This window comes from Streptomyces sp. SAS_281, assembly GCF_052542855.1.
On the sequence record NZ_JBMNDO010000017.1, the window covers coordinates 37,517 to 63,049 of the forward strand.

General features: G+C 70.0%; 15 protein-coding genes. 13 read left to right on the top strand and 2 right to left on the bottom strand.

Features of this window, described 5'->3' with window-relative positions:
• Nucleotides 1-13: 13 nt before the first annotated feature.
• A complete protein-coding gene (locus tag ACN6LM_RS09130) occupies nucleotides 14-6,274 on the bottom strand; it encodes a protein kinase domain-containing protein (protein ID WP_445064822.1) in 6,261 nt (2,086 codons plus the stop codon).
• 904 nt (nucleotides 6,275-7,178) lie between these two features.
• Here ACN6LM_RS09130 and ACN6LM_RS09135 point away from each other — a divergent pair.
• Together ACN6LM_RS09135 and ACN6LM_RS09140 are read left to right on the top strand one after the other, a co-directional pair.
• Nucleotides 7,179-9,011, top strand: a complete 1,833-nt coding sequence (locus tag ACN6LM_RS09135; RefSeq protein WP_445064823.1) for a DUF4357 domain-containing protein — start codon at nucleotides 7,179-7,181, stop codon at nucleotides 9,009-9,011.
• Nucleotides 9,008-10,270 (top strand): McrC family protein, encoded by a 1,263-nt coding sequence (locus ACN6LM_RS09140; protein ID WP_445064790.1) that lies wholly within the window; start codon nucleotides 9,008-9,010, stop codon nucleotides 10,268-10,270. The genes ACN6LM_RS09135 and ACN6LM_RS09140 overlap by 4 nt, the downstream gene beginning before the upstream one ends.
• On the opposite strand, the gene ACN6LM_RS09145 is transcribed toward ACN6LM_RS09140, so the two are convergent.
• Nucleotides 10,254-10,823 carry a HEAT repeat domain-containing protein gene (locus tag ACN6LM_RS09145; RefSeq protein ID WP_445064791.1) on the bottom strand — a complete coding sequence of 190 codons (570 nt, stop codon included), beginning with the start codon at nucleotides 10,821-10,823 and terminating at the stop codon, nucleotides 10,254-10,256. The genes ACN6LM_RS09140 and ACN6LM_RS09145 overlap by 17 nt on opposite strands.
• A 341-nt stretch (nucleotides 10,824-11,164) precedes the next feature.
• Between ACN6LM_RS09145 and ACN6LM_RS09150 the strand changes: the two genes are divergently transcribed.
• From ACN6LM_RS09150 to ACN6LM_RS09200, 11 genes are all read left to right on the top strand, one after another.
• A complete protein-coding gene (locus tag ACN6LM_RS09150; RefSeq protein WP_445064792.1) occupies nucleotides 11,165-12,946 on the top strand; it encodes a 3-hydroxyacyl-CoA dehydrogenase family protein in 1,782 nt (593 codons plus the stop codon).
• A 91-nt stretch (nucleotides 12,947-13,037) separates the two neighbouring features.
• Nucleotides 13,038-13,853, top strand: coding sequence for a TetR family transcriptional regulator (locus ACN6LM_RS09155; RefSeq protein WP_361022175.1), 816 nt, complete (start codon nucleotides 13,038-13,040; stop codon nucleotides 13,851-13,853).
• A 67-nt stretch (nucleotides 13,854-13,920) separates the two neighbouring features.
• On the top strand, nucleotides 13,921-14,721 hold the full coding sequence (locus ACN6LM_RS09160) for a GNAT family N-acetyltransferase (RefSeq protein ID WP_445064824.1): 801 nt from the start codon (nucleotides 13,921-13,923) through the stop codon (nucleotides 14,719-14,721).
• 391 nt (nucleotides 14,722-15,112) lie between these two features.
• Nucleotides 15,113-16,474, top strand: coding sequence for a crotonyl-CoA carboxylase/reductase (gene ccrA, locus ACN6LM_RS09165; protein WP_445064793.1), 1,362 nt, complete (start codon nucleotides 15,113-15,115; stop codon nucleotides 16,472-16,474).
• 9 nt (nucleotides 16,475-16,483) lie between these two features.
• Entirely contained in the window at nucleotides 16,484-18,496 is a 2,013-nt protein-coding gene (locus ACN6LM_RS09170; RefSeq protein WP_445064794.1) for a protein meaA, read from the top strand.
• Entirely contained in the window at nucleotides 18,493-19,455 is a 963-nt protein-coding gene (locus tag ACN6LM_RS09175; protein ID WP_445064795.1) for an HpcH/HpaI aldolase/citrate lyase family protein, read from the top strand. Before ACN6LM_RS09170 ends, ACN6LM_RS09175 begins: the two co-directional genes overlap by 4 nt.
• 1 nt (nucleotide 19,456) lies before the next feature.
• Nucleotides 19,457-19,990 (top strand): MaoC family dehydratase, encoded by a 534-nt coding sequence (locus ACN6LM_RS09180; protein ID WP_445064796.1) that lies wholly within the window; start codon nucleotides 19,457-19,459, stop codon nucleotides 19,988-19,990.
• Entirely contained in the window at nucleotides 19,987-21,192 is a 1,206-nt protein-coding gene (locus ACN6LM_RS09185; protein ID WP_445064797.1) for an acyl-CoA dehydrogenase family protein, read from the top strand. Before ACN6LM_RS09180 ends, ACN6LM_RS09185 begins: the two co-directional genes overlap by 4 nt.
• 181 nt (nucleotides 21,193-21,373) lie before the next feature.
• Nucleotides 21,374-22,021: a phosphatidylserine decarboxylase gene (locus tag ACN6LM_RS09190; protein WP_018100353.1), complete on the top strand. Its 648-nt coding sequence runs from the start codon at nucleotides 21,374-21,376 to the stop codon at nucleotides 22,019-22,021.
• Nucleotides 22,008-22,862: a CDP-diacylglycerol--serine O-phosphatidyltransferase gene (pssA, locus tag ACN6LM_RS09195; RefSeq protein WP_445064798.1), complete on the top strand. Its 855-nt coding sequence runs from the start codon at nucleotides 22,008-22,010 to the stop codon at nucleotides 22,860-22,862. The genes ACN6LM_RS09190 and pssA overlap by 14 nt, the downstream gene beginning before the upstream one ends.
• 234 nt (nucleotides 22,863-23,096) lie before the next feature.
• Entirely contained in the window at nucleotides 23,097-25,466 is a 2,370-nt protein-coding gene (locus tag ACN6LM_RS09200; protein ID WP_445064799.1) for a discoidin domain-containing protein, read from the top strand.
• Nucleotides 25,467-25,533 lie beyond the last annotated feature (67 nt).

The following is a 25,533-nucleotide window of genomic DNA, read 5'->3' on the forward strand; positions in this document are numbered from 1 at the left end:
TCGTGGTGGGCGGTCAGTTGGCCGCGGTTCCGAAGTAACTGACGTGTTCCGACGCGATCTTGTCCCAGTCGGCGTCGTGCGGGAAGCGGATGACGTCCCAGCGGGCGTCGAGCAGCCGCTCCTCGGCGTCCTCGTCGCGCAGGGCCGTCGGCTCCGTACCGGGCAGGTCGACGAACACGGCGAGGCTGACGTGGGGCAGCCGGTAGACGTAGTCCGCCTGTGCGTTCGCTTCGGTGATCAGTGTCTCGCCGTCGTCGGGGAGGCGCAGGCCCTTCGCCCTGAGCCAGGCCAGGAGGTCGTCCTGGGCGACGCCGGCAGCCTCTGCGGCCACCGGCTCCACGGCGGTCTCCTCGCTCGTGCGGTCGTCGGAAGCCCGCGCGAGGAGCCGCTCGAACTGCTCGGTCCGCGACTCGCCGCGTCCTTTGCGTCGGGCGGTCGCCGAGGCGAGGCGCAGCAGCAGGTCGCGTGCGGTGTGGCGGTCGATGTCGGTGTGGTTGAGCTGGTTGCCGTAGGTCAGCAGGCACTCGTAGCAGCCCCGGGCGCATCTGCGGCTCTCGTGCGGGCCTCCGAGGTCGTTGCCGTCCTCGTCGAAGTGGCAGATCTCCAGTGCCCTGCGTGCGGCCTTCGCCAGGGCGTCGGGTTCCGCCTGGAGGCGGCGCAGGACGCCCGCGCCGCCTTCCGCCGCCTCGGTGAAGAGGATGCGCTTGCGGGGGCCGTCGTCGGGTGGGAGCAGTTCGCTGCTGAGCTCGGAGTCCTCGAGCTCGAACGCCGCTTCGATGCCTCGTTCCATGGCGTACATGACGGACAGGGCGACCGGCTCGGGCAGTGGTTCGTCGAGGGTGACGACGACGATGTTGCGGCGGTCCTCGACGAAGGGGATGACTCGCTTCTTGCGGCGCTTCTCGTTGCCGTCGGAGTCAATAACCGGCATCTCCGTCGAGTCGCCGGAGGCGTCGGCGGCGTCGCGGTCGTTCATCCAGCGGCCGTCGGCGAGGTCCAGCCAGTAGCCGTCGGGGTCGTCCTTCTTGGCGCGCACCCGGCCGGTGTTGGTGATGCGGACGGTCGCCGAGTCGCCGTACGCCACTGCGGCGATCCTCTCGCCGCCGGCGTCGGACACCGTCGCGTCCAGGCGCCCCTTGCGGGTGCCGTGGTCCTGGAAACGGTAGGAGGTCTCCAGTCTGAAGCCGGCGCGGCGGCGCTCCTCCTCGTCGGAGGAGATCCGCTCGCGCCGGGTGGTGTACACGGTGTGCAGGTGGAGCAGGCCGTAGGTGGCCGAGCCCAGCGGCTCGTCGCACATCTCGCAGCGGTCGGCACGCAGTTGGGGGTCGTGGTGGTAGCCGCAGCCGGCGCAGCGGCGCGCCTCCGTGGTGGCGAGGTCGCCGGAGGCGTCCGGCGGGATCTGGATGCGGGTGACCTGGTAGCGGGCGCCCTCGTGGTAGATCAGCGCGCCGGGGCCGAACTCGCGGATGGCGAGGAAGCGGGGCCGCTGGAGGTAGTCGCCGTCCCGACGGCCGCCGGCCTTGGGGATGTAGGCGGCCAGTGGGAGACGCGGGAAGGAGTAGCCGGGCAGGAAGCCCTCGGAGGCGAGATAGCGGTAGGGGTTGAAGTCGGAGAGGACGGACTTGCTGTCCGCGCTCTCGTTCATCAGCAGGTTGAGCTGGGTCTCGGCCTCGCGGCGGCGGCCGTTGGCACGGATGCGGTCGCCCTCGGTGAGGCTGTAGTCGAGGCGGCGCTTGTTCTGGATGTACTGGTCGTCGAGCGCGGCCCTGAACAGCAGGCGCCAGCGGTCGAAGGCGCGGTCGAAACGCTCGGGCACGGTGCGGACGCGGTCCTGGATCCAGTCGTCGTGCCACCAGGTGGTCTCCACGAACTGCGGGAGCAGCGGTGCCAGGACGCGCTGGGCGGCGTCGACCGTTCGGCGCTGCGCGTCGGCGTCGAGCGAGGCGGCGAGAATCTCGGGCTGAAGGCCCAGGGCGGGGTCGGGCCGGTCACCCGTGTCCGGGTACGAGACGTCGAGGACCTCGGGGATGGCACGGCCCAGTTTCAGTCCGGCTTCGGCGATCCAGATGCCCTGAAGGTGGGAGAGGACCAGGTCCTCGTTGGCCAGGTCGAGGCGGGGCGGGGCGACGGCTCCCGCGACCATGCGCGCGGAGCGGCGGAAGTAGTACTGGTCGTGACTGTTGCCCGTCGCGCAGTACGTGGTGACGAGGGCGGGCTGTCCACTGCGGCCCGCTCGGCCGGAGCGCTGCGCGTAGTTCGCCGGGGTGGGCGGGACGTTCCGCATCATCACGGCGTTGAGGGAGGAGATGTCCACGCCGAGCTCCATCGTCGGCGAGCAGTACAGCAGCTTCAGCTCGGCCTTCCGAAAGGCCTCCTCGCGCTTCTCCCGGTCTGCCGGAGGCACCTGGGCCGTGTGCTCGCGGGCGAAGAGTCCGGCCAGTTCGCCCGCCGCGTTCCGGTAGAGGTCGCGGAAGAACGTGTTCACGCGGGGGCCGTCGCCGCTCTGGTAGGTGCGCGTGAGCGGGTCGTGCGCGCCCCTCTCCCCCGTGCCCGCGCGCCAGATGAGCGACTGGGCCGCCACTCGGTAGCCGGTCGCCACCGGGCCGGAGGGCCTGCGGAATCGCCCGCCGCGCTGCGGGGTCTCGGTGACCTCCTTCACCAGGCCCGCCTTGGCGAGGACCTTCAGCAGCTCTTCGATGACCGTCTGGAGGTCGTTCTTGGGAAGGGCCTGGAAGGCCTTGTCGGTGCGCTTGAGGTACTTGCCGAACTTGCCGCCCGCCGAGAGGAACAGCGCGGTGCGGTCCAGGCCGGGCCTGGACGGAGTGGGATAGGCGGTGCCGACCTTCGCCTTGTCCGCGGCGGAGAGGACCCACGGGTCGGTCAGGCGCTCCTCGCTGGCGCGCTGGAGCGCGTCGAAATCGTCGCGGAAGTAGGAGACGTCGATGGCGAGGGCGCGGCGCATCTCGTTGAGCAGTGCCTTCATGACCTCGGCACGCAGGGCGGAATCCGCGTCGCGCAGGGCCGCGTGGGTGCCCGCCCAGCGGTCCTGCTTCGCGGCGAGCCAGGCCAGGTCCTCGTAGTCGATCTCCAGAAGCCCGGTCTGTTCCAGGTTGGGCATGGTGATGCGCCAGCCGCGTTCCAGGTCGAGGTAGAGCCGGAAGGCGATCACATCGCGAAGGGTCCTGGCCGCACTGCGGGCGAGCCCCGGCGGGAGCTCGGTCTCGCCGGTGTAGTCGACCGGGTCGAGGGCGATCGCGTTGGCCACGCCGGAGGCCAGTTCCTCGTGGCGTACGCCGTCCTCGCCGGCGTCCAGCGTGGCCCGGTGCAGAGCGCCGCGCAGCTGGGTGATCTGGACGAAGTCGTTGAAGTGGCCGGCCTGGAGCGAGGCGTCCTGGCGGTTGTCGACGAAGGTGAGCAGCTTGCGCGCTTCCTTGTCGAGCGCCTTCTCGGGCACCGCTTTCAGAGAGCGGACCACGGAGGCGGAGATCAGCGAGGTCGCGGACGAACGGCCCTCCTGGTCGAGGGTGGCGAGCTTGGCGAAGTCCTTGCCGCGCGTCTGCTCGTACGTCACTCCGCAGTGCAGACAGAAGAGGAACGGGGAGGGGATGAACGCCGCGTCCAGATCGCCCCGGCCCTCGTAGCCGTGGGCATCGACCGTGACCGCTCGCGGCACCCGGTCACGGTAGGTCCTCTTGATGACCTCCTGCCCCTTGTCGTCCACTTCCAGCCAGGACTCGGGCAGCCTGCGGTCGTCGACGGCGTACTGGGGGTTGGCCGGCCACGGGCGGTCGTGGTCGATGTAGAGGTAGCCGTCGCCCTGGCGGCCCCCGGTCGCGGAGGTGTCGCGCCGCGCTTCGTACCGTACGTCGCCGTTCTTCTCGTCGCGCCAGACCGTCACGTACTCCTGCCCGCACTCGCGGCAGAAGGCCAGCGGCATGAGCAGTTTGCCCCCGCTGCCGGGCTGCTCGACCTGGTAGGAGCGGGAGAGGTGGCGGGTGGCCTTGTCCTCCAGGGTGACGTAGACGGTGTCGCCCTTGGAGAGGAACTGGTGCAGCCGGAACGCGAACAGCGGTCGTTCGGTGACCGGGTGGAGGGCCTGGGAGCCGGTCTCCAGGGTGGCGCGGATCGCGTCGGCGCACACGCTCTCGTCGATACCGGACTGCTCGGCGAGCTCCTGCGCCGCGTCCTCGATCTTCGCGGGCCGCTGCCGCACGAGGCGGCCGGTCACCTCGTCGGTGGCAAGCCCGAAGCGGGTCTCGATCCAGCGGGCGAGCGGGTCGTGGACGAGTTCGGCGTACGCCCGCGGGGCGGCAGGAGTGGTGAGGCGGTCGGCAGGCACGGTGGCGGGCGCCGGGTCGGTGGCGCGCACCAGCGTCTCACCGATGACGTGCTGAGGGCGTACCTCCGTGCCGAAGAGGGTGGAGGCGACGTCCGCGACGACCTTCTTCTGATCCTCCAGGGTGCCTTCGGTCGACATGGTCGCCGAGGTACCGATGCACTGGAGCGTGGCGGCCTGGCACGCTTCGCGCACCCGGCGGATGAGCAGGGCGACGTCGGCGCCCTGGCGGCCGCGGTAGGTGTGGAGTTCGTCGAAGACGAGGAACTCCAGGTTGCGGGCCATCTTGATGAGGCTGGCCCGGTCCGCGGGCCGTGTCAGCATCAGTTCGAGCATCACGTAGTTGGTGAGCAGGATGTCCGGCGGGTTGTCGCGGATCTCCTTGCGGCGGGCGTCGTCCTCCTGCCCGGTGTACCGCGCGAAGGTGACGGGCTCCCGGCCGTCGCCGTAGCCGTCGCGGAGGTACTTCTCCAGCTCCTTGAGCTGACTGTTGGCGAGGGCGTTCATCGGGTAGACGATGATCGCCCTCACTCGCTTCCCGGCCTTGGGCCCGGCGGCTGCACGCTCCCGCAGGACCTTGTCGACGATCGGGACGATGTAGGCGAGCGACTTCCCGGAGCCGGTACCGGTGGTCAGCACATACGACGCGCCCGAGCGGGCGGCTTCGACGGCCTCGCGCTGGTGCTGGTGAAGGGTGAGCGGACGGCCGTCACAGACCGTCCCGCCCTCCGTCTTCCTGGCCTGGAAGATCTTCGCGCACTCCTCGTGGAGCACCCCTTGCCCGGCCAGTTCGAGGACCGTGCCGCCGCCGGCGAAGAACGGGTTGAGGGAGAGCCAGGGGTCGGGCCACTGGGACTTGGCCTCCAGGTCGCTCTCCACATAGGCGTTGACGCGCCCGTCGCGGATGACGGTGCCGCCCTTGGTGAAGGAGTGATAGTCCTTGATCAGTGTGCGGTGCACCCCGAAGACGTCCATGCCCGGGGCAGGAGCAGCGCGGCGGGGGTCGTCGGTGGACGTCTGGGGCGGAGCGGCGTCCGTGGGCCGTAGCGGCTGTTCGACCCTGAGCGACCGGAGGCCCCGCACCGGGTCGAGCGCCGCCCAGGACAAGAGCTCTGCCGTGTCGTCGGCGGTAACGGCCAGGGGCAGGAGGGCGTCCCGGACGGCGGCGGCGTCGGCCGGACGGTCGGCCGGGTTCTTCGCCAGCAGGCGGTCGACGAGCCGGGCGAGCTCCTTCGGTACGTCCTGGCGGATCAGGCGGACCGGGGTCGGCGCGGCGTATACGTGCTTCTCCATCAGTTCGTACGCGCTCTCACCGACGAACGGGGGAACGCCCGTGAGCATCTCGTACAGCACGCAGCCCAGGGCGTAGAGGTCGGCGGCGGGCGTGACGAGCCCGGCCTTGAACTGTTCGGGCGCCATGTAGCGCGCCGTGCCCACCGTCGTGCCCGAACTCGTCAGCCGCGTGTCGTCGGGATCGTCGGTGATCCGCCCCATGCCGAAGTCGAGGACCTTGACCACGCCTCCGCGGGTCAGCATGACGTTGCGCGGCTTGAGGTCGCGATGGATGACCTCCGCGCCGTGCGCCGCGGACAGGCCGTTCGCGATCTGAGCGCCGATGGCCGCGGCCCAGGAGAGGGGGAGCCGGCTCTCCTCGTCGATGAGGTCGCCGAGCGTGTCTCCGTCGAGGAGTTCCATCGCCAGGTACGGCCGCCCGCCGCGCGCCTCGTCCACGCCGCCGTCGATGATCCGGGTGAGGTTCGCGTCCTGGAGCCGGCGCATGATGCGCACCTCGCGGGCGAACCGGGCCACGGCCTTCGCGTCGGCCCTCGTGTCCACGAGGGTGCCGGAGCGGTGTCGCAGGATGAGCTTGACGGCGACCACGCGATCCGCCGCGCCTTCGGGGACCTGGTGGTCCTCGGCCCGGTGCACCTCGCCCATGTTGCCGGAGTCGATCGCCCCCACGAGCCGGAACCGTCCCGCGACCGTCTCCAGATCCACTGGTACTCCTCCTGCGCACTCCGGCGCGGTCCCCGTCAGGACGCACGCCTCCCCATGGTGGCCGCGGCGCCGCCCGGAGATGCGACGGGGCCGACGACTCGTGGAAGCGTACACGAAGGAGCGTGAACCCATCACACGTTCACTTTGTTTACATCGTCAACGTGCCGCTAGTATGGTGCTTCCATGGAGACGGTCGAGGGCGTCACGTTCTTCGCCCCCGCAGGTCGGATCGCGCCGCGTGAAAGCAGGGGGCAGTGGAACTCAGGACCTCCGTCGCACACGGTGAGGATCCCGCGGCTCTCGACACGATCGACTCCCCGTCGACGCCGGCCCCGGACCGCGCCTGCGCCTGCGCCTGCGCCTGCGCCGAGCGAGTCCCAGCCGGTGAAGTGGAGGAGCTCCCCGCCGGAGCATCGGCGTCGTCATGGCCTCGACCCGTGACCAGTCCGATCTGCTGACCCGGCTGGAGCGGCGGGCGCCGCGCCCCAGGCCGCAGATGTACACCTCGGAGGCCGCCTCGGGCCGGTACCGGAACCTGGACCTGGACCGTCCCGGCATCGTCATCGTCAACCGGGCGAGCGCGAAGGGTCTCGGTTGCGACACCGTGCTCGTCCCGGACACCCACGCGGATTCGGGCACGGACCCGACATCGGCGTCGTTGCGTATGGCGTACTTCGTACTGGCCACCCGGGCCGGTGACGAGCTGCACCTAGCCTACGAGGGTGCGGAGGAACCGCCCTTGATCGCCCGGTGCCCCGGCACGCTCTTGTCCGGGGCTGGACCGCGCGGCCCGCTACCGCGCGGCGACCGCTACCGCACGTCACCTGGAAGGAAGCGAGCAGTTATGTCCGAGCAGTACCCGGAGTTCCGGCTTCGGCTGCCGAACGGCGGGCCGCAGGCCGTAGGACGGCTGATGCGGACGAAGGGCACCAACGGCAGTCAGAGATTCGTCGTCACGGCAGGGTCACCGGCAAGGGCCGAGGCGGTTCCGTCGTTCGCCGCACGCATGCCTTCCTCGCACCGGCTCCGGGAGCAGCTCCTGGCGGAGAAGGCGATCCGACCGTCGGAGCGGTGGCCGGGATGGCTGGAAACCGCGCGGGACATCGAGTGCAACTCGCCCTCGGCGGCGGCCGAGATCCTGGTCGGGCGCGGTGCAAACGGCTGGCAGGAGTGGAAGACGGCCGACGGGCACCCGCTGGTCGATTTCATCGAGCACGCCTTCTGGGGGCCCAGCCGCTCGTGGCTGGTCCGTGGGTCCAACGTGTCGGGACTCGACCTCGTCCAGCGTCTGTGGATGCCGGAAGGCATCATCAGCCTTCCGGCTCGGCAACTGCGTCAGGGCGTTGAACAGGGTGCGGCCAAGGACGCGCTCCGATCGATGGTCGAGGAGGACTACGACTCGACCGCGACCTACCACCAGAGGCTGGCTCTCGTCGAAGAGCTGCACGCGTTCCTCTCCCGGATGAGGCCGGGCGACACGGTCTGCACCATCTCCGGAGGGCGCCTGTACATCGGCGAGGTCACCGGATCGTTCGAGCAGATCACCTCGGAGGGCGGCCGCTCCAATCTGCGGCGTCCGGTGGAGTGGCGGGACGGCGGCCACGCGTACGGCGCCCTCCCCGAAGAACTTCAGCAGAAGCTGTCCGCACAGCACGACGTCGTCGATCTCACCCCGGTGAAGGACCTGCTCGCCGGGCTGGGCATCAGCGACGAGGAACTCGTCGAGGAAGCCGAAGCCGCGGACCGCGATCCCAGCGTGGAGATCCCGGCGATCACCGCCAGGCGGGAGCTGGCACTCCCCGTACCCACCACGGACCTCGCACGCGACCTGCTCGTCCACGACGTGTCGTGGCTGGAGGAGGTCCGGAACCTTCTGTGGGACGAGCGACAGCTCGTGCTGTACGGACCACCCGGCACCGGCAAGACCTACCTCGCACTGCGGATGGCGGAGTTCCTGGGCGGCGGGCCCGAGCAGGTCAAACTCGTCCAGTTCCATCCGTCCTATTCCTACGAGGACTTCTTCGAGGGCTTTCGGCCCCAGGAGGACCCCGAGAGCCGCGAGGTCGCCTTCCGGCTGACTGCCGGGCCGCTTCGTGAGCTGGCCGACCTGGCGTCCCGCGAAGGCAACCGTCACATCCCGCACTTCCTGATCATCGACGAGATCAACCGGGCCAACCTCGCCAAGGTGTTCGGCGAGCTCTACTTCCTTCTGGAATACCGCAACAAGTCCGTTCGGCTCACCTACTCGGGCGACGACTTCGCCCTGCCGCCGAATGTCTTCGTGATCGGCACCATGAACACCGCCGACCGTTCGATCGCACTCGTGGACGCGGCCATGCGGCGCCGGTTCGCCTTCGTCGAGCTTTCACCCCGCGCGGAGCCGACACGTGGGCTGCTACGGAGGTGGCTCGCGGCCGAGGGACGGGACGACGAGCCCGCGCGGCTCCTGGACGCCCTCAACTCCCGTATCGAGGAAGCCGACTTCCGCATCGGCCCCTCCTACTTGATGAAGCCGGGCGTCTACCGGGAGGGTGGGCTGGAACGGACGTGGCGGACCAGGATCCTTCCCCTGCTGGAAGAGCATCACTACGGGGAAGGCGTGGACATCGACAAGCGCTACGGAATCGCCGCCCTGCGACGCACGCTGCACGCCTCGGACGACGAGCCCGGCACGTGAACGAAGTCGTCATCAGCCTGGTCGAACACGCGAGGCCGGTCAGCCGGAGGCTCCCTGACGAGGTCGGCCGCGCCCTCGCCGCCTCCCGGATCGTCGAAGCGGCGCCCGATGCCTGCCTTCCCGGGCACTGGGTCCTCCGGGCGGGGAGCAGAGTGGGAGCCGTGGCCGTGAAGGTCCCGGGACAGGGGCCCGTCACGCTCCGCATCACTCCCAAGGTGCCGATCGACCGGCTGTTCTTCCTTCTCGGCTACAGTCTCGACCCCCGCGGATGGCGGGACGGCCAGGTCGAGGTGGCCGAACACCGCGAACTCCTCCCCGCCCTCGCGCACGCCTTCGAAAGGCAGGTGGAACGGGCCCTCGGCAAGGGCTTGCTCCAGGGATACCGCAGCACTGACGCAACCACCCTCGTGCTGCGTGGCAGGCTCAGGGGGGCGGACCAGATGAAGCGCCGTTTCGGCGCCGCTCTGCCCGTCGAGGTCACCTACGACGACTTCACGACGGACATCCCCGAGAACCGGCTGCTGCGTTCCGCGGTGGACCGCTTCCTGCGGCTGCCGGGTGTCCCCCGCCCCGTCCGTACCCGGCTGACCCGCCAACGCGTCCGACTGGCCGAGGTCGCACCACTGCCCCGGGGACACACCTTGCCGGAGTGGCGGCCGACCCGCCTCAACCGCCGTTATCACCATGCCCTCCACCTGGCCCGGGCCGTCCTGACCGGCTCCTCGGCCGAGCACGGTCCGGGAAGCCTGCACATCGACGGATTCCTCTTCGACATGAACAAGGTCTTCGAGGACTTCGTGTGCGTCGCCCTGCGCGAGGCGCTTCTCCCGTACGGCGGACGTGGTTCGCTCCAGGCGGGAGGCGTCTACCTGGACGAGGCCGCCACGGTCCGGATGCGCCCGGACTTCGTCTGGTACGGCGACGGGGGCGCGCCGCTCGCGGTCGCGGACGCCAAATACAAGGCGGAGAAGCCCGAGGGGTACCCCGGGGCCGACCTCTACCAGATGCTCGCGTACTGCACGGCGCTCGGGCTGCCCGAAGGCCATCTCGTGTACGCCGAGGGCAGCGCCCCGCACGCCGAACACCGTGTACGCCGTGGCACCGTCACCCTGCATCAGCACGCACTGGATCTCGCCCAGCCCCCCGACTCGCTGCTCGCGGCGACGCGTGCCCTCGCCCGCCGGCTGGCGCAGGGCGCGGACCGCCGGTCCGGCCCCGGGTCCGGGCAGCCGGACCCCACGCTCACCCCAGCCGGCTGAGCGCCTCTTGGGCCGCCGCCGCCAGCCGGGGCCGGGGCAGCGCGGCCTCCAGGACCGGGCGGGCGCGGGCGTCCCCCAGGGACCCCAGACCCTCCACACATGCCAGGGCGACGCGCCAGTGCGGTTCGTCCGGGGTCAGCAGGCCGGACAGGGTCTCGATCAGGGCGGGTACGGACTCCGGGGCGTTCAGGGCGGTGAGCAGGCGGACCGGGTGGAGGGCGTAGGCGGTGCGCAGGGAGTTGGTGGCGAGGGCGGCGGCGGCGCGCGGGGTACGGGGGTCGGCGAGGCGGGCCAGCGCGTGGGCGGCGCTGACGCAGCGCTCGGGGTCGCGGTGGTTGAGCAGGAGCACCAAGGGCTCGAAGGCGCGGGGGTCGCCGGCGCAGCCCAGCCGGAACGCGGCGATCTCGCGCGCCCAGAGCGGGCGTTCGCGCTCGACCAGCACCCGGGCGAGTTCTTCGTCGTCCCCGGTGGCGAGCAGAGCGCGGTAGGCCGGCGACTCCCCCGCCTCGCCGGCCAGCCGGTGCGCAAGTGACCGGAACTCCTCGTCGTCCATGACCGAAAGGGTAATAGCGGACACGGTGCGTATCGACGGACCCCGGAAATGTGGTGCGGGCCACAACTGGCCAGGGCTGGCGCGCTCGTTACTCGCTGGTTAAGCTCAGTTGAGCGGGACATGCTCCCGTCGCTCCGATGGCCTGGTGACGCAGCCATCCGGAGTGTCGTCGGTTCGGCAGCTGTACGAGACGCGGCCCCGGGACAGGGTCCGTCGTTCCTTTCCGGTCCCGTGCGTGGATCACGCCCGGTGGTCGACCACCACGACAGGCACCTCCCGCGCGCCGTGCGCCGTGCGCGCCGTGCGTTCTCCCAGTCGTCACTCACCCCTGGAGTCCCGTGATGGACACCCCTCTCTCCACCATCGCCGTCGTCGGCCTCGGCACGATGGGCACCGGAATCGCCGAGGTCCTGGCCCGCTCCGGCCGCGAGGTCATCGGCATCGACACCGACGAGGCCGCCGCCCGCCGGGCCGTCGCCTCGCTGGAGGCGTCCACCGCCCGCGCCGTGGAGCGCGGGCGGATCACCGAGGAGGAACGGCGCGACGCCCTCGCCCGCTTCCGTACGTTCTCCGACCTCCAGGCGGCCGCCGACGCGGAGCTGGTCATCGAGGTCGTGCCGGAGTCGTACGCGATCAAGCAGCAGGTCTTCCGGGAGCTCGACGCGATCGTCTCCCCCGCCACGATCCTCGCGACCGGCACCAACGCCCTGTCGGTGACCCGTCTCGCGGCCGAGTCGCAGCGCCCGGAGCGGGTGCTCGGCCTGCACTTCTTCAATCCGGCGCCCGCGATGAAGCTGGTCGAGGTGGTCTCCTCGGTGCTGACGGCCCCGCCCGCCGTGGAGGCGGTCACCGCGCTGGCCCGCCTGCTGGGCAAGGAACCGGTGGCCGTCGGCGACCGGCCCGGCTTCGTCGCGGACGGCCTGCTGTTCGGCTACCTCAACCAGGCCGCCGCGATGTACGAGGCGAACTACGCCACCCGCGAGGACATCGACGCGGCGATGAAGCTGGGCTGCGGCCTGCCCATGGGTCCGCTGGCGCTGCTGGACCTGATCGGCATCGACACGGCCCGCACGGTCCTGGAGGCGATGTACTCCGCCTCGCACGACCGCCTGCACGCCCCCGCGCCCGTCCTCGGCCAGCTCACCGCCGCCGGTCTGACCGGCCGCAAGGCGGGGCGCGGCTTCTACACCTACGCCGAGCCGGGAAGCCAGACGGTGGTGCCGGACGCGCTGACGCCGGCCCCGCGCGGTGAGGAGGCGGCCGGGCGCACCGTGCGGTCGGTGGGCGTCGCGGGCTCGGGGACGATGGCCTCGGGGATCGCGGAGGTCTTCGCCAAGGCGGGGTTCGACGTGGTGCTCGCCGCGCGCGGCCAGGAGAAGGCGGACCTCGCCAAGGCCCGGATCGCCAAGTCGCTGGACCGGTCGGTCGCCAAGGGGCGGCTGAGCGGGCAGGCCCGCGACGAGACGCTGGGCAGGATCGCCGCGGCGGCCTCGCTGGACGCCTTCGCGGAGGTGGACCTGGCCGTGGAGGCGGTCGCCGAGGACCTGCTGGTCAAGCAGGAGCTGTTCGCCACGCTGGACAAGGTGTGCCGGCCGGGCGCGGTGCTGGCCACGACGACGTCCTCGCTGCCGGTCGTGGCGATCGCCCGGGCCACCGGGCGGCCCGAGGACGTCGTCGGGATGCACTTCTTCAACCCGGCGCCCGCGATGAAACTGGTCGAGGTCGTGCGTACGGTGCTCACCGCCGACGAGGTGCACGCCACGGTCCACGAGGTGTGCCACGCGGTCCGCAAGCACCCGGTGGACTGCGGGGACCGGGCCGGCTTCATCGTGAACGCGCTGCTGTTCCCGTACCTCAACAACGCCGTCAAGATGGTCGAGGAGCACTACGCGTCCCTCGACGACATCGACGCCGCGATGAGGCTGGGCGGCGGCTACCCGATGGGCCCGTTCGAGCTGCTGGACGTGGTCGGGCTCGACGTCTCGCTGGCCATCGAGAGGGTGCTGCACAACGAGTTCCGCGATCCGGGCCTGGCGCCCGCCCCGCTCCTGGAGCACCTGGTGGCCGCGGGCTGCCTCGGCCGCAAGACGGGACGCGGTTTCCGCGAATATGCCCGGCGCTGACGGGGGCGCCGGCTGGGGCGGGCTGCTCGGGCCTCCGGGCGGCCCGCCCCCGCAGGAGCGCTCTCCCGCCCCCATGCAGTACGTTCACACCATGTCCCAGCCCGCCAGGTCCACCCGTGTGTCCGCCGCGCCCGACGTCCCGGAGAGTGCCGCAGGCACCCGTGCCGCCGCCCAGCGGCTCAAAATGCGCCGCGAGCTGGCCGCCGCGGCGATGGAACTCTTCGCGACGAAGGGGTACGAAGCGACCACGGTCGATGAGATCGCGGGCGCGGCGGGCGTGGCCCGGCGGACCTTCTTCCGTCACTTCCGCTCCAAGGAAGAGGCGATCTTCCCGGACCACGACGACACCCTCGTGCGGGCCGAGGCCGTCCTCAACGCGGCCCCGGCGCACGAGCACCCGCTCGACACGGTGTGCCGGGGCATCAAGGAAGTCATGCGGATGTACGCGGCCAAGCCCGCGGTCTCCGTGGCCCGTTACAAGCTGACCCGCGAGGTGCCGACCCTGCGCCAGGCGGAGATCGCCTCGGTGGCCCGCTACGAGCGGCTGTTCACGCGTTATCTGCTGGGCCACTTCGACGAGCGCGACCACCACCCCGGCAACGACGACCCGTTGCTGGCCGAGGTCGCCGCTTCCGCCGTCGTCACCGCGCACAACCATGTGCTGCGCCGCTGGCTGCGGGCGGACGGGCAGGGCGATGTGGAGGCGCAGCTCGACCAGGCGTTCGCCATCGTGCGCGACACCTTCGGAACGGGCATCGGCGCGGGCCGCACGGCGGGCGCCGAACCCGCGAAGCCGCCGGCCGCGTCCGTGGAGACCCAGGGCGAGGTGCTGGTCGCGGTGGCGCGTACGGACGCGCCGCTGGACGAGGTCATGCGGACGATCCAGCAGGCCCTCAAGGAGCGCTGAGCCGCCCGGGGAAACCCTGTTGCCGGAGCGGGTCCCCGATGCTGGGGTGTGGCGCATGAACGATCATGTGGCATCCGACCCGGCCCGCCTCCTCGCCCGTTTCGACCGGGTGATGCGCGAACGGGCCCGCCCCGAGAGCCCTGACGTCCGCGTCGAACGCACCGGTGACGTCGTACGGCAGGTGGGCGCCGCGCACGCCTGGAACGGGGTGGTGTGGTCCGCGCCGGACCTGGACGCCGCCCGGGCGGACGCGGCGGTCGCGGAGCAGGTGGCGTACTGCGAGCGGGCGGGCTGCGAGAAGTTCGAGTGGAAGCTCTACGGGCACGACCGGCCCGCCGACCTGGGGGCACGGCTGCAGGCGGCCGGTTTCGAGGCCGAGGAGCCGGAGACCCTGCTCGTGGCGCGGGTGGCCGGGCTGGTGACGGAGGTACGGCTGCCGGAGGGCGTCCGGCTGGAAGAGGTCCGGGACGAGGCGGGCGCGGAGCTGATGGCGCGCGCCAATGAACGGGCCTTCGGCAGGGACGGGTCCTGGCTGCGCCGGCTGGTCCTGGACCGGCTGCGGGAGGACCCGGAGCATTTCGTGGCGCTGGTGGCCATGGCGGGCGACGAGCCGGTCAGCTCCGCCCGGATGGAGTTGTACCCGGGCACGGGGTTCGCGGGGCTGTGGGGCGGCGGCACGGACCCCGCGTGGCGCGGGCGGGGCGTCTACCGGGCGCTGGTGGCCTTCCGGGCGGGCGTGGCGGCGAAGCGGGGCTACGACCACCTCCAGGTCGACGCCACCGAGGACAGCCGCCCGATCCTGGAGCGGCTGGGCTTCACGGCACTGACCACCACGACTCCGTACGTATACCGCCCCACACGCCCCTGACCGGTCATATCGGAACGTCTCCGTACATACCGCAGCCCGTGTTGCTCATGCGTGGCGACCGGCTGACAATTGAGGGAAATTACTGGCACCGAGTGCCTTGTCAGCTGTCACGCAGTGCCATACGTTGAAGGCATCCGGGCGGCCGGCGTGCTGGCAACTCACGTACGCCGGCTGTCCCCGCAAGCCACCGCGCTTGCGCGCCCGGGCGCCTGCGTCACCAGGCAACCCTTCTGCTCCACAGAGCAAGCAGCCGAGTACCACCCCCGCCGAACCGACGGCACACCTCCAGACCCGTATCCCCTGTTCCCAGGGACCCTCAGCGTTCCCTCAACGCTTCCCCGAGCTCTCGTCTTCGCTCGAGCCGGGGAGACCCCATCCGCCGGAGGCACCCGTGAAGGAAATCCTGGACGCGATCCAGTCGCAGACCGAAGCGAAGGGCGGCTCCGCCGCGCCCACCGCCGCCGACTTCGCGGCGCTGCCCGTCCCCGAGTCGTACCGCGCGGTCACCGTCCACAAGGACGAGGCCGAGATGTTCGCCGGGGTCGACAGCCGCGACAAGGACCCGCGCAAGTCACTCCACGTGGAGGACGTGCCGGTGCCGGAACTCGGTCCGGGCGAGGCCCTGGTGGCGGTCATGGCCAGCTCGGTGAACTACAACTCCGTCTGGACCTCGATCTTCGAACCGGTCTCCACCTTCGGCTTCCTGGAGCGGTACGGCCGGGTCAGTGAGCTCACCAAGCGCCACGACCTGCCGTACCACGTGATCGGTTCCGACCTGGCGGGCGTCGTCCTGCGGACCGGCCCGGGCGTCAACGCCTGGAAGCCGGGCGACGAGGTCGTCGCGCACTGCCTCTCCGTGGAGCTGGAGTCGTCCGACGGGCACAACGACACGATGCTCGACCCGGAGCAGCGGATCTGGGGCTTCGAGACCAACTTCGGCGGTCTCGCCGAGATCGCCCTCGTCAAGTCCAACCAGCTGATGCCGAAGCCCGGCCACCTCAGCTGGGAGGAGGCCGCCGCACCGGGCCTGGTCAACTCCACCGCGTACCGCCAGCTCGTCTCGCGCAACGGCGCCGGCATGAAGCAGGGCGACAACGTGCTGATCTGGGGCGCCAGCGGCGGACTCGGCTCGTACGCGACACAGTTCGCACTGGCCGGCGGCGCCAACCCGATCTGCGTCGTCTCCAGCGAGCAGAAGGCGGAGATCTGCCGGAAGATGGGCGCCGAGGCGATCATCGACCGCAACGCCGAGGGCTACAGGTTCTGGAAGGACGAGCAGAACCAGGACCCGCGCGAGTGGAAGCGCTTCGGCAAGCGCATCCGTGAACTGACCGGCGGCGAGGACGTGGACATCGTCTTCGAGCACCCCGGCCGCGAGACGTTCGGCGCGAGCGTCTACGTGACCCGCAAGGGCGGCACCATCGTCACCTGCGCCTCGACCTCCGGCTACAACCACGAGTACGACAACCGCTACCTGTGGATGTCGCTCAAGCGCATCATCGGCTCCCACTTCGCCAACTACCGCGAAGCCTGGGAGGCCAACCGCCTCATCGCCAAGGGCAAGATCCACCCCACGCTCTCCAAGGTCTACTCCCTCGACGAGACCGGCCAGGCCGCCCACGACGTGCACCGCAACGCCCACCAGGGCAAGGTCGGCGTCCTGGCGCTGGCCCCCCGCGAGGGCATGGGCGTGCGCGACCAGGAGATGCGCGAGAAGCACCTGGACGCCATCAACCGCTTCCGGAACGTCTGAGGTCCAGAGATGACCGAACGCCAGAAGGACCGCCCCTGGCTCATGCGGACGTACGCGGGCCACTCCACGGCCGAGGCGTCCAACGAGCTCTACCGGCGGAACCTCGCCAAGGGCCAGACGGGTCTGTCGGTCGCCTTCGACCTGCCGACCCAGACCGGGTACGACCCCGACCACGTCCTGGCGCGCGGCGAGGTCGGCCGGGTCGGTGTGCCCGTGTCGCACCTCGGTGACATGCGCCGGCTGTTCCAGGACATCCCCCTGGAGCAGATGAACACCTCCATGACGATCAACGCCACCGCCATGTGGCTGCTGGCGCTCTACCAGGTCGTCGCGGAGGAGCAGGGCGCCGACCCCGGCAAGCTCCAGGGCACCACGCAGAACGACATCGTCAAGGAGTACCTGTCGCGCGGGACGCACGTCTTCCCGCCCGGGCCCTCGCTGCGGCTGACCACCGACATGATCACGTACACGGTCAACCGCATCCCCAAGTGGAACCCGATCAACATCTGCAGCTACCACCTCCAAGAGGCCGGGGCCACCCCGGTCCAGGAGATCGCGTACGCGATGTCGACGGCCATCGCCGTCCTCGACGCCGTACGCGCCTCCGGGCAGGTGCCCGAGGAGAAGTTCGGGGCCGTCGTCGCGCGGATCTCGTTCTTCGTGAACGCGGGCGTCCGCTTCATCGAGGAGATGTGCAAGATGCGCGCCTTCGGCCGCATCTGGGACCGGGTCACGCGTGAGCGCTACGGCATCACCGACGCCAAGCAGCGCCGCTTCCGCTACGGCGTCCAGGTCAACTCGCTCGGCCTGACCGAGGCCCAGCCGGAGAACAACGTCCAGCGCATCGTGCTCGAAATGCTGGCCGTGACCCTCTCCAAGGACGCCCGGGCCCGCGCGGTCCAGCTGCCCGCCTGGAACGAGGCGCTGGGGCTCCCCCGGCCCTGGGACCAGCAGTGGTCGCTGCGCATCCAGCAGGTCCTGGCGCACGAGAGCGACCTGCTGGAGTACGAGGACATCTTCGCCGGTTCGCACGTCATCGAGGCCAAGGTGGACGAGCTGGTCGCCGACTCACTGGCCGAGATGGACCGGATCGAGCAGATGGGCGGCGCCATGGCCGCCGTCGAGTCCGGATACCTCAAGTCCGAGCTGGTCTCCTCGCACGCCGAGCGGCGGGCCCGGATCGAGGCCGGTGACGAGAAGATCGTCGGCGTCAACGTCTACGAGACGACCGAGCCCAACCCGCTCACCGCCGACCTCGACGGGGCGATCATGACGGTCGACCCGGCGAACGAGGCCAAGGTCGTCGCCGCGCTCCACGCGTGGCGCGACAACCGCGACGAGCCCCGGGCCACCGAGGCGCTGGCCGCGCTGAAGAAGGCCGCCGCCGGTACCGGGAACCTGATGGAGGCGACCGTCGAATGCGCCCGTGCCGGGGTGACCACCGGCGAGTGGTCCTGGGCGCTGCGCGACGTGTTCGGCGAGTTCCGGGCGCCGACCGGGGTGTCGTCCGCCCCGGTCGCGGTCACCGCCGAGGAGGGCTCGCCGCTCGCCGTCGTACGCGAGAAGACCGCGCGGACCGCCGAGGACCTGGGCGCCGGGCGGCTGCGGCTGCTGGTCGGCAAGCCCGGCCTGGACGGTCACTCCAACGGCGCCGAGCAGATCGCGGTGCGGGCCAGGGACGCCGGCTTCGAGGTGGTCTACCAGGGCATCCGCCTGACGCCCGAACAGATCGTCTCGGCGGCCGTCGCCGAGGACGTGCACTGCGTCGGCCTGTCCATCCTGTCCGGCTCGCACGCCGAGCTGGTGCCGGACGTGCTGACCCGGCTGCGCCGCACCGGGGCCGGTGACATCCCGGTCATCGCCGGCGGCATCATTCCCCCGGCCGACGCCGAAGCCCTGATCAGGGCCGGTGTCGCCGCCGTGTTCACCCCGAAGGACTTCGGCATCACGGAGATCATCGGCCGTATCGTCGACGAGATCCGGAAAGCGAACAAGCTCGACCCTCTGGAGGTCCCCGCATGACTGCCGTCAACCGACTGCGCCCGCGCCGCTCCTGTCTCGCGGTACCGGGAAGCAACCCCCGGTTCCTGGAGAAGGCCCAGGGCCTCCCCGCCGACCAGGTGTTCCTGGACCTGGAGGACGCCTGCGCGCCGCTCGCCAAGGAGGGCGCCCGCCACCACATCGTGGACGCCCTGAACAACGGCGACTGGACGGGCAAGACCCGGGTGGTCCGGGTCAACGACTGGACGACGCACTGGACGTACCGCGACGTCATCACGGTGGTCGAGGGCGCCGGGCCGAACCTGGACTGCATCATGCTGCCGAAGGTCCAGGACGCCCAGCAGGTCGTCGCGCTGGACCTGCTGCTGACCCAGATCGAGAAGACCATGGGCTTCGAGGTCGGCCGGATCGGCATCGAGGCGCAGATCGAGAACGCCAAGGGCCTCGTCAACATCGACGAGATCGGTGCCGCCTCGCCCCGCCTGGAGACGCTGATCTTCGGCCCGGCCGACTTCATGGCGTCGATCAACATGAAGACCCTGGTCGTCGGCCAGCAGCCGCCCGGCTACCCGGCGGACGCGTACCACTACATCCTGATGCGCATCCTGATGGCGGCCCGGACGCACGACCTCCAGGCGATCGACGGCCCCTTCCTCCAGATCCGCGACGTGGAGGCCTACCGCGAGGTGGCCGGCCGGGCGGCGGCGCTCGGCTTCGACGGCAAGTGGGTGCTGCACCCCGGGCAGGTCGACGCCGCGAACGAGGTGTTCTCGCCCTCGCAGGAGGACTACGACCACGCCGAGCTGATCCTGGACGCCTACGACTGGTGCACCTCCGAGGAGGGCGGCAAGAAGGGCTCGGCGATGCTCGGCGACGAGATGATCGACGAGGCCAGCCGCAAGATGGCCCTGGTCGTCGCGGGCAAGGGCCGGGCGGCCGGCATGCAGCGCACCTCCAAGTTCGAAGCCCCGGAGGCCTGAGATGCAGTTCGGGCGCACTTACGAGGAATTCGAGGTCGGTGCGGTCTACAAGCACTGGCCCGGAAAGACCGTCACCGAATACGACGACCACCTCTTCTGCCTGCTGACCATGAATCATCACCCGCTGCACATGGACAGCAACTATGCGGAGAGCACGACCGATTTCGGCAAGAACGTCGTCGTCGGCAACTACATCTACTCGCTCCTCCTCGGCATGTCGGTGCCGGACGTCTCCGGAAAGGCCATCGCCAACCTGGAGATCGAGTCGCTGAAGCACGTGGCGCCGACCTTCCACGGCGACACGCTCTACGGCGAGACGACGGTCCTGGACAAGACGCCGTCGCGCTCCAAGAGCGACCGCGGAATCGTCTACGTGGAGACCAAGGGCTACAAGCAGGACGGCACGCTCGTCTGCGTGTTCCGCCGCAAGGTCATGGTCCCCACCGCGACGTACATCAAGGAGCGGGGCGGGGAGCAGCCCGGCCGCCCGGAGCTCAGCCAGCCTTCGCAGAAGAACGTGGAGAAGCAGTCATGACGCGACTCGCCCAGACGGCCGGGCTCACCGAGGTCCAGCAGGAGATCCTTTCGACGGTCAGGGACTTTGTCGACAAGGAGATCATTCCGGTCGCGACGCGGCTGGAGCACCGCGACGAGTACCCCGCCGAGATCGTGGAGGGGCTGAAGGAGCTCGGCCTGTTCGGGCTGATGATCCCCGAGGAGTACGGCGGTCTGGGCGAGTCACTGCTCACGTACGCGCTGTGCGTGGAGGAGATCGCCCGGGGCTGGATGAGCGTGTCGGGCATCATCAACACGCACTTCATCGTGGCGTACATGCTCAAGCAGCACGGCACACAGGAGCAGAAGGACACCTTCCTGCCGCGCATGGCACTGGGCGAGGTGCGGGGCGCGTTCTCGATGTCGGAGCCGGCGCTCGGCTCGGACGTCTCGGCGATCAGCTCCAAGGGCGTCAGGGACGGCGAGGAGTACGTCCTGAACGGCCAGAAGATGTGGCTGACGAACGGCGGTACGTCGTCGCTCGTCGCCGTCCTGTGCCGGAGTGACGAAGGCCACCCCGAGGGCACCGCACCGCACAAGTCGATGACGACGTTCCTGGTGGAGAAGGAGCCGGGCTTCGGCGAGGTCCGGCCCGGGCTCACGATCCCCGGAAAGATCGACAAGATGGGCTACAAGGGGGTCGATACCACCGAGCTCATCATGGACGGACTGCGAATTCCGGCCAATCGTGTGCTGGGGGGTGCCACCGGCCGAGGGTTTTACCAAATGATGGACGGAGTCGAGGTCGGCCGGGTCAATGTGGCCGCCCGTGGCTGCGGCGTCGCGCAGCGTGCTTTCGAACTGGGCGTTTCCTACGCACAGCAGCGCCAGACCTTCGGAAAGCCCATCGCGCAGCACCAGGCGATCCAGTTCAAGCTGGCCGAAATGGCCACCAAGGTCGAGGCCGCCCATGCGATGATGGTAAATGCGGCACGCAAAAAGGACTCCGGGGAGCGAAACGACCTGGAGGCAGGGATGGCGAAGTACCTCGCCTCCGAGTACTGCAAGGAAGTCGTCGAGGACGCCTTCCGTATCCACGGCGGCTACGGCTTCTCCAAGGAGTACGAGATCGAGCGCCTCTACCGCGAGGCCCCGATGCTGCTGATCGGTGAAGGTACCGCCGAGATCCAGAAAATGATCATCGGGCGCCGGCTCCTCGAGGAGTACCGTTTCCAGGGTTGATCGCCCCTTTCGCGGTGATTTGGCCGCGAAGAAGATCACACCCTGTCATCCTCAACCGGTGCCTTCCAGACGTCCGACTCGGCTGCTGGCTTGCCCAGTTGCGGCCAGCAACCGATAACATCGCCGGAAAAGCCGCCGTCCCCCGTTGCCAGCGCGGCTCAATCCGCTACGAAGGTCATCCATGCCCGACAGCCATACCTCTGCCTCACGCGGCCGGGTCCGCATCGCACGCGGAGCTTCGCCGTGGCTCCTGCCGACCGTCGCCACCGCCGCCCTCAGCCTGACCCGCGCCCGCCGGTCCGGGCGCTGGGCGGCCGTGGCCGTGCCCACCACCGCGCTCGCGGCGGGCATGCTCTGGTTCTTCCGGGACCCGGAGCGCGAGATCACCCGGGGGCGCGTCATCTCACCGGCCGACGGCGTGGTGCAGAGCATCATGCCGTGGAAGGACGGGCGCACCCGCGTCGCGATCTTCATGAGCCCGCTGAATGTCCACGTCAACCGCGCGCCGCTGGCCGGCACGGTGACGTCGGTGGAGCACGTGCCCGGTGGCTTCGTCCCGGCGTTCAACAAGGAGAGCGAGAACAACGAGCGCGTTGTCTGGCACTTCGACACCGAGCTGGGTGACATCGAAATGGTGCAGATCGCCGGCGCGGTCGCCCGCCGCATCGTCCCCTACATCCCGCAGGGCACGAAGGTGGAGCAGGGTGAGCGCATCGGGCTGATCCGCTTCGGCTCCCGCGTCGACATCTACCTTCCGGAAGGTGTGGACGTCGCGGTCGAGGTCGGCCAGGCCACCACCGCGGGGGTGACTCGCATTGACCGTGATTGATCCCGACACCCAGGCCGGCTGGGTCCCGGAGGCCGAGACGGAGGACGACGTCGACGACATGCCGCTCTCGCTGCGGCTCTCGATAGCGGACACCCTCACTCTCGGTAACGCCACGTGCGGGTTCATGGCGGTCTACTTCACCACCACGGGCATCCTGATCCCGCACCTCACGGGCAGCGACGAGAGCGGCATGGCGCGCCACTCCGCCGCCACCGCCGTGATCCTCATGCTCATGGCAGCGATCTTCGACCTGTTCGACGGGCTCGTGGCCCGCAAGCTGCGTTCCTCGCCGATGGGCGCCGAGCTGGACAACCTCTCGGACCTCATCAGCTTCGGGCTCGCCCCGGCGTACTTCGTCCTCGTGTACGGCATGGTCGCGGACGACGCACACCAGCGGGTCTCGGCGCTCGCGGCGATCGTGGTGCTGCTCGCGGTGGTGCTCAGACTCGCGCGGTTCTCGTGCGTGACGATGAAGGACGGCATGTTCCAGGGCATGCCGAGCCCGTTCGGAGCGCTCACGGTCATCTCGATCGTGCTCCTGGAGCTGCCCTTCGTCCCGACGCTGCTCGCCATCATCGGGGTGGCGTGGCTGATGGTCAGCCGGGTCGAGTACCCGAAGCCGCGGGGCGTCCTCGCGGTGGCGATGCTCGGCTGGATCGTGGCGGCGATGGGGCTGCTGGCGGCCTGGGCGCTGGACGCCCCCGGCGGTCAGCTGCTCCTCCAGACCGGCTGCGCGCTCCAGGTGGTCCTGGGCGCGGTCATCCCGCTCTTCGCGACCGCCCGCCGGGTGAACACCTTCCGCGGCAACCGACGCGAGGCGCGTGCGGCGCAGCTGCCGTAGCGGACTGTACGAACGACACGAGGGCCCGGATGCCGGCAAGGCATCCGGGCCCTCGTGCGTGCTCCGGCGCTTCCCCCTCAACCCCCCGCACAGCGCACATTCTTCCCATGTGAACGTCGATTATTTGAGCTCATACGACGAATTCTTGCGCAGCACCGTGGACTTCCTTGCGACGGTGCTCCTAGCCTGTGGGACGTCCGAAGAGCCCCCACGAGCCGCAAGGACGACTTCGACGTGACTTCCCCACCCCGACGACCGCTGCTCAAGCGGTCCATGTCCGCTTCCCTCTCGCTGGCACTCGCCGCGTTCGGCACCGCCGCCGCCGTGGTGCTGACCGGCGCACCGGCAGCCCAGGCAGCCGGTGTCCCCGCCCCCTCGCCGCTCGCCGTTCCAGGCCGCGGCGCGACCGTCCCGTTCAAGGAACAGGAGGCCGAGTACGGGGCCACCAACGGCACCCTGATCGGCCCGAACCGCCGCTACGGCACGCTGCCCTCCGAGGCGTCGGGCCGGCAGGCGGTGACCCTGGACGCGGTCGGTGAGTACGTGGAGTTCACGCTCACCGCCCCCGCCAACGCGATGTCCTTCCGGTACTCGCTGCCGGACAACGCCGCCGGGACGGGCCGGAACGCCTCCATCGACGTACGCGTGAACGGGGCCTCGGCCAAGGCGGTGCCGGTGACCTCCACGTACGGCTGGTACTACGGGGGGTATCCGTTCAACAACAACCCGGTCGACACCAACCCGCACCACTTCTACGACGAGACCCGGACCATGTTCGGATCGACGCTGCCGGCCGGTACGAAGGTCCGGCTCCAGGTGTCGTCCACCGCCGCCTCACCGTCGTTCACCATCGACCTGGCGGACTTCGAGCAGGTGGGCGCGCCCGTCGCCAAGCCCTCCGGCGCGCTGGACGTCGTCTCCGACTTCGGGGCCGACCCGACCGGGGCCGCGGACTCCACCGCCAAGATCCAGGCGGCGGTGGACGCGGGCCGGGCGCAGGGCAAGGAGGTGTACATCCCGCAGGGCACGTTCCAGGTCCGCGACCACATCATCGTGGACAAGGTGACCCTGCGGGGCGCCGGTCCCTGGTACTCCGTGCTGACCGGGCGCGACCCGTCCAACCGGAGCAAGGCCGTCGGTGTCTACGGCAAGTACGCCGGGGACGGCGGCAGCAGCAACGTCACCCTCAAGGACTTCGCCATCATCGGCGACATCCGCGAGCGCGTCGACAACGACCAGGTGAACGCCATCGGCGGGGCGATGTCCCACTCGACCGTCGACAACGTCTGGATGCAGCACACCAAGTGCGGTGCCTGGATGGACGGCCCGATGGACGACTTCACCATCAAGAACAGCCGCATCCTGGACCAGACCGCCGACGGGGTGAACTTCCACTACGGCGTCACCAACTCCACGGTCACCAACACCTTCGTCCGCAACACCGGTGACGACGGGCTCGCCATGTGGGCGGAGAACGTCCCGAACGTGAACAACAAGTTCACGTTCAACACGGTGATCCTGCCGATCCTCGCCAACAACATCGTCACGTACGGCGGCAAGGACATCACCCTGTCCGACAACGTCATGGCGGACACCATCACCAACGGCGGCGGCCTGCACATCGCCAACCGCTATCCGGGCGTCAACTCCGGGCAGGGAACGGCCGTCTCGGGCACCACCACGGCTGCCCGCAACACCCTGATCCGCACCGGGAACAGCGACTACAACTGGAACTTCGGGGTCGGCGCGATCTGGTTCAGCGGGCTCAACGAACCGATCAACGGCAACATCAACATCACCGACAGCGAGGTCCTGGACAGCTCCTACGCCGCGATCCACCTCATCGAGGGGGCGTCCAACGGGCTGCACTTCAAGAACATCAGGATCGACGGCGCCGGCACCTACGCGCTCCAGATCCAGGCCCCCGGCACGGCCACCTTCGACAACGTCACGGCGACGCACATCGCGCAGTCGAACCCGATCCACAACTGCGTCGGCAGCGGCTTCCGGATCACCCGGGGCTCCGGGAACTCCGGCTGGTACGCCGACCCGCCGGCCTGCACCGGCGTCTGGCCCGACCCGGTGTGGACGAACGGCGGCGTCCCGGGCGGCGGCACCGACCCGACCGACCCGCCGACCGACCCCACGGACCCGCCGACCGACCCGACCGACCCGCCCGAGGAGACCGGCAACCTCGCCCAGGGCCGCCCGGTCACCGAGTCCGGCCACGCCGACGTGTACGGCGCGTCCCAGGCGGTCGACGGCAACGCGAACACGTACTGGGAGAGCACCAACCACGCCTTCCCGCAGACCATCACCGTGGACCTCGGGGCGGCCAAGTCCGTCAAACGGCTCGTCCTGAAGCTGCCGCCGTCGTCCGCCTGGGGGACCCGCACCCAGACCCTGAGCGTGTCGGGCAGTGCGGACAACAGCACGTACAACTCCCTGAAGGGGTCAGCGGGTTACACCTTCAACCCGTCGAGCGGCAATCAGGCGACGGTCACCCTGCCGGGCACGTCGGCCCGCTATCTGCGCCTGACGTTCACCGCCAACACCGGCTGGCCGGCCGCCCAGCTCTCGGAACTGGAGGCATACACCAGCTGACCGGGCTGCGGGCACACGGGCGGGCGGCACGCGTGATGCGTGCCGCCCGTCCGGCTTTTCCCTTGCG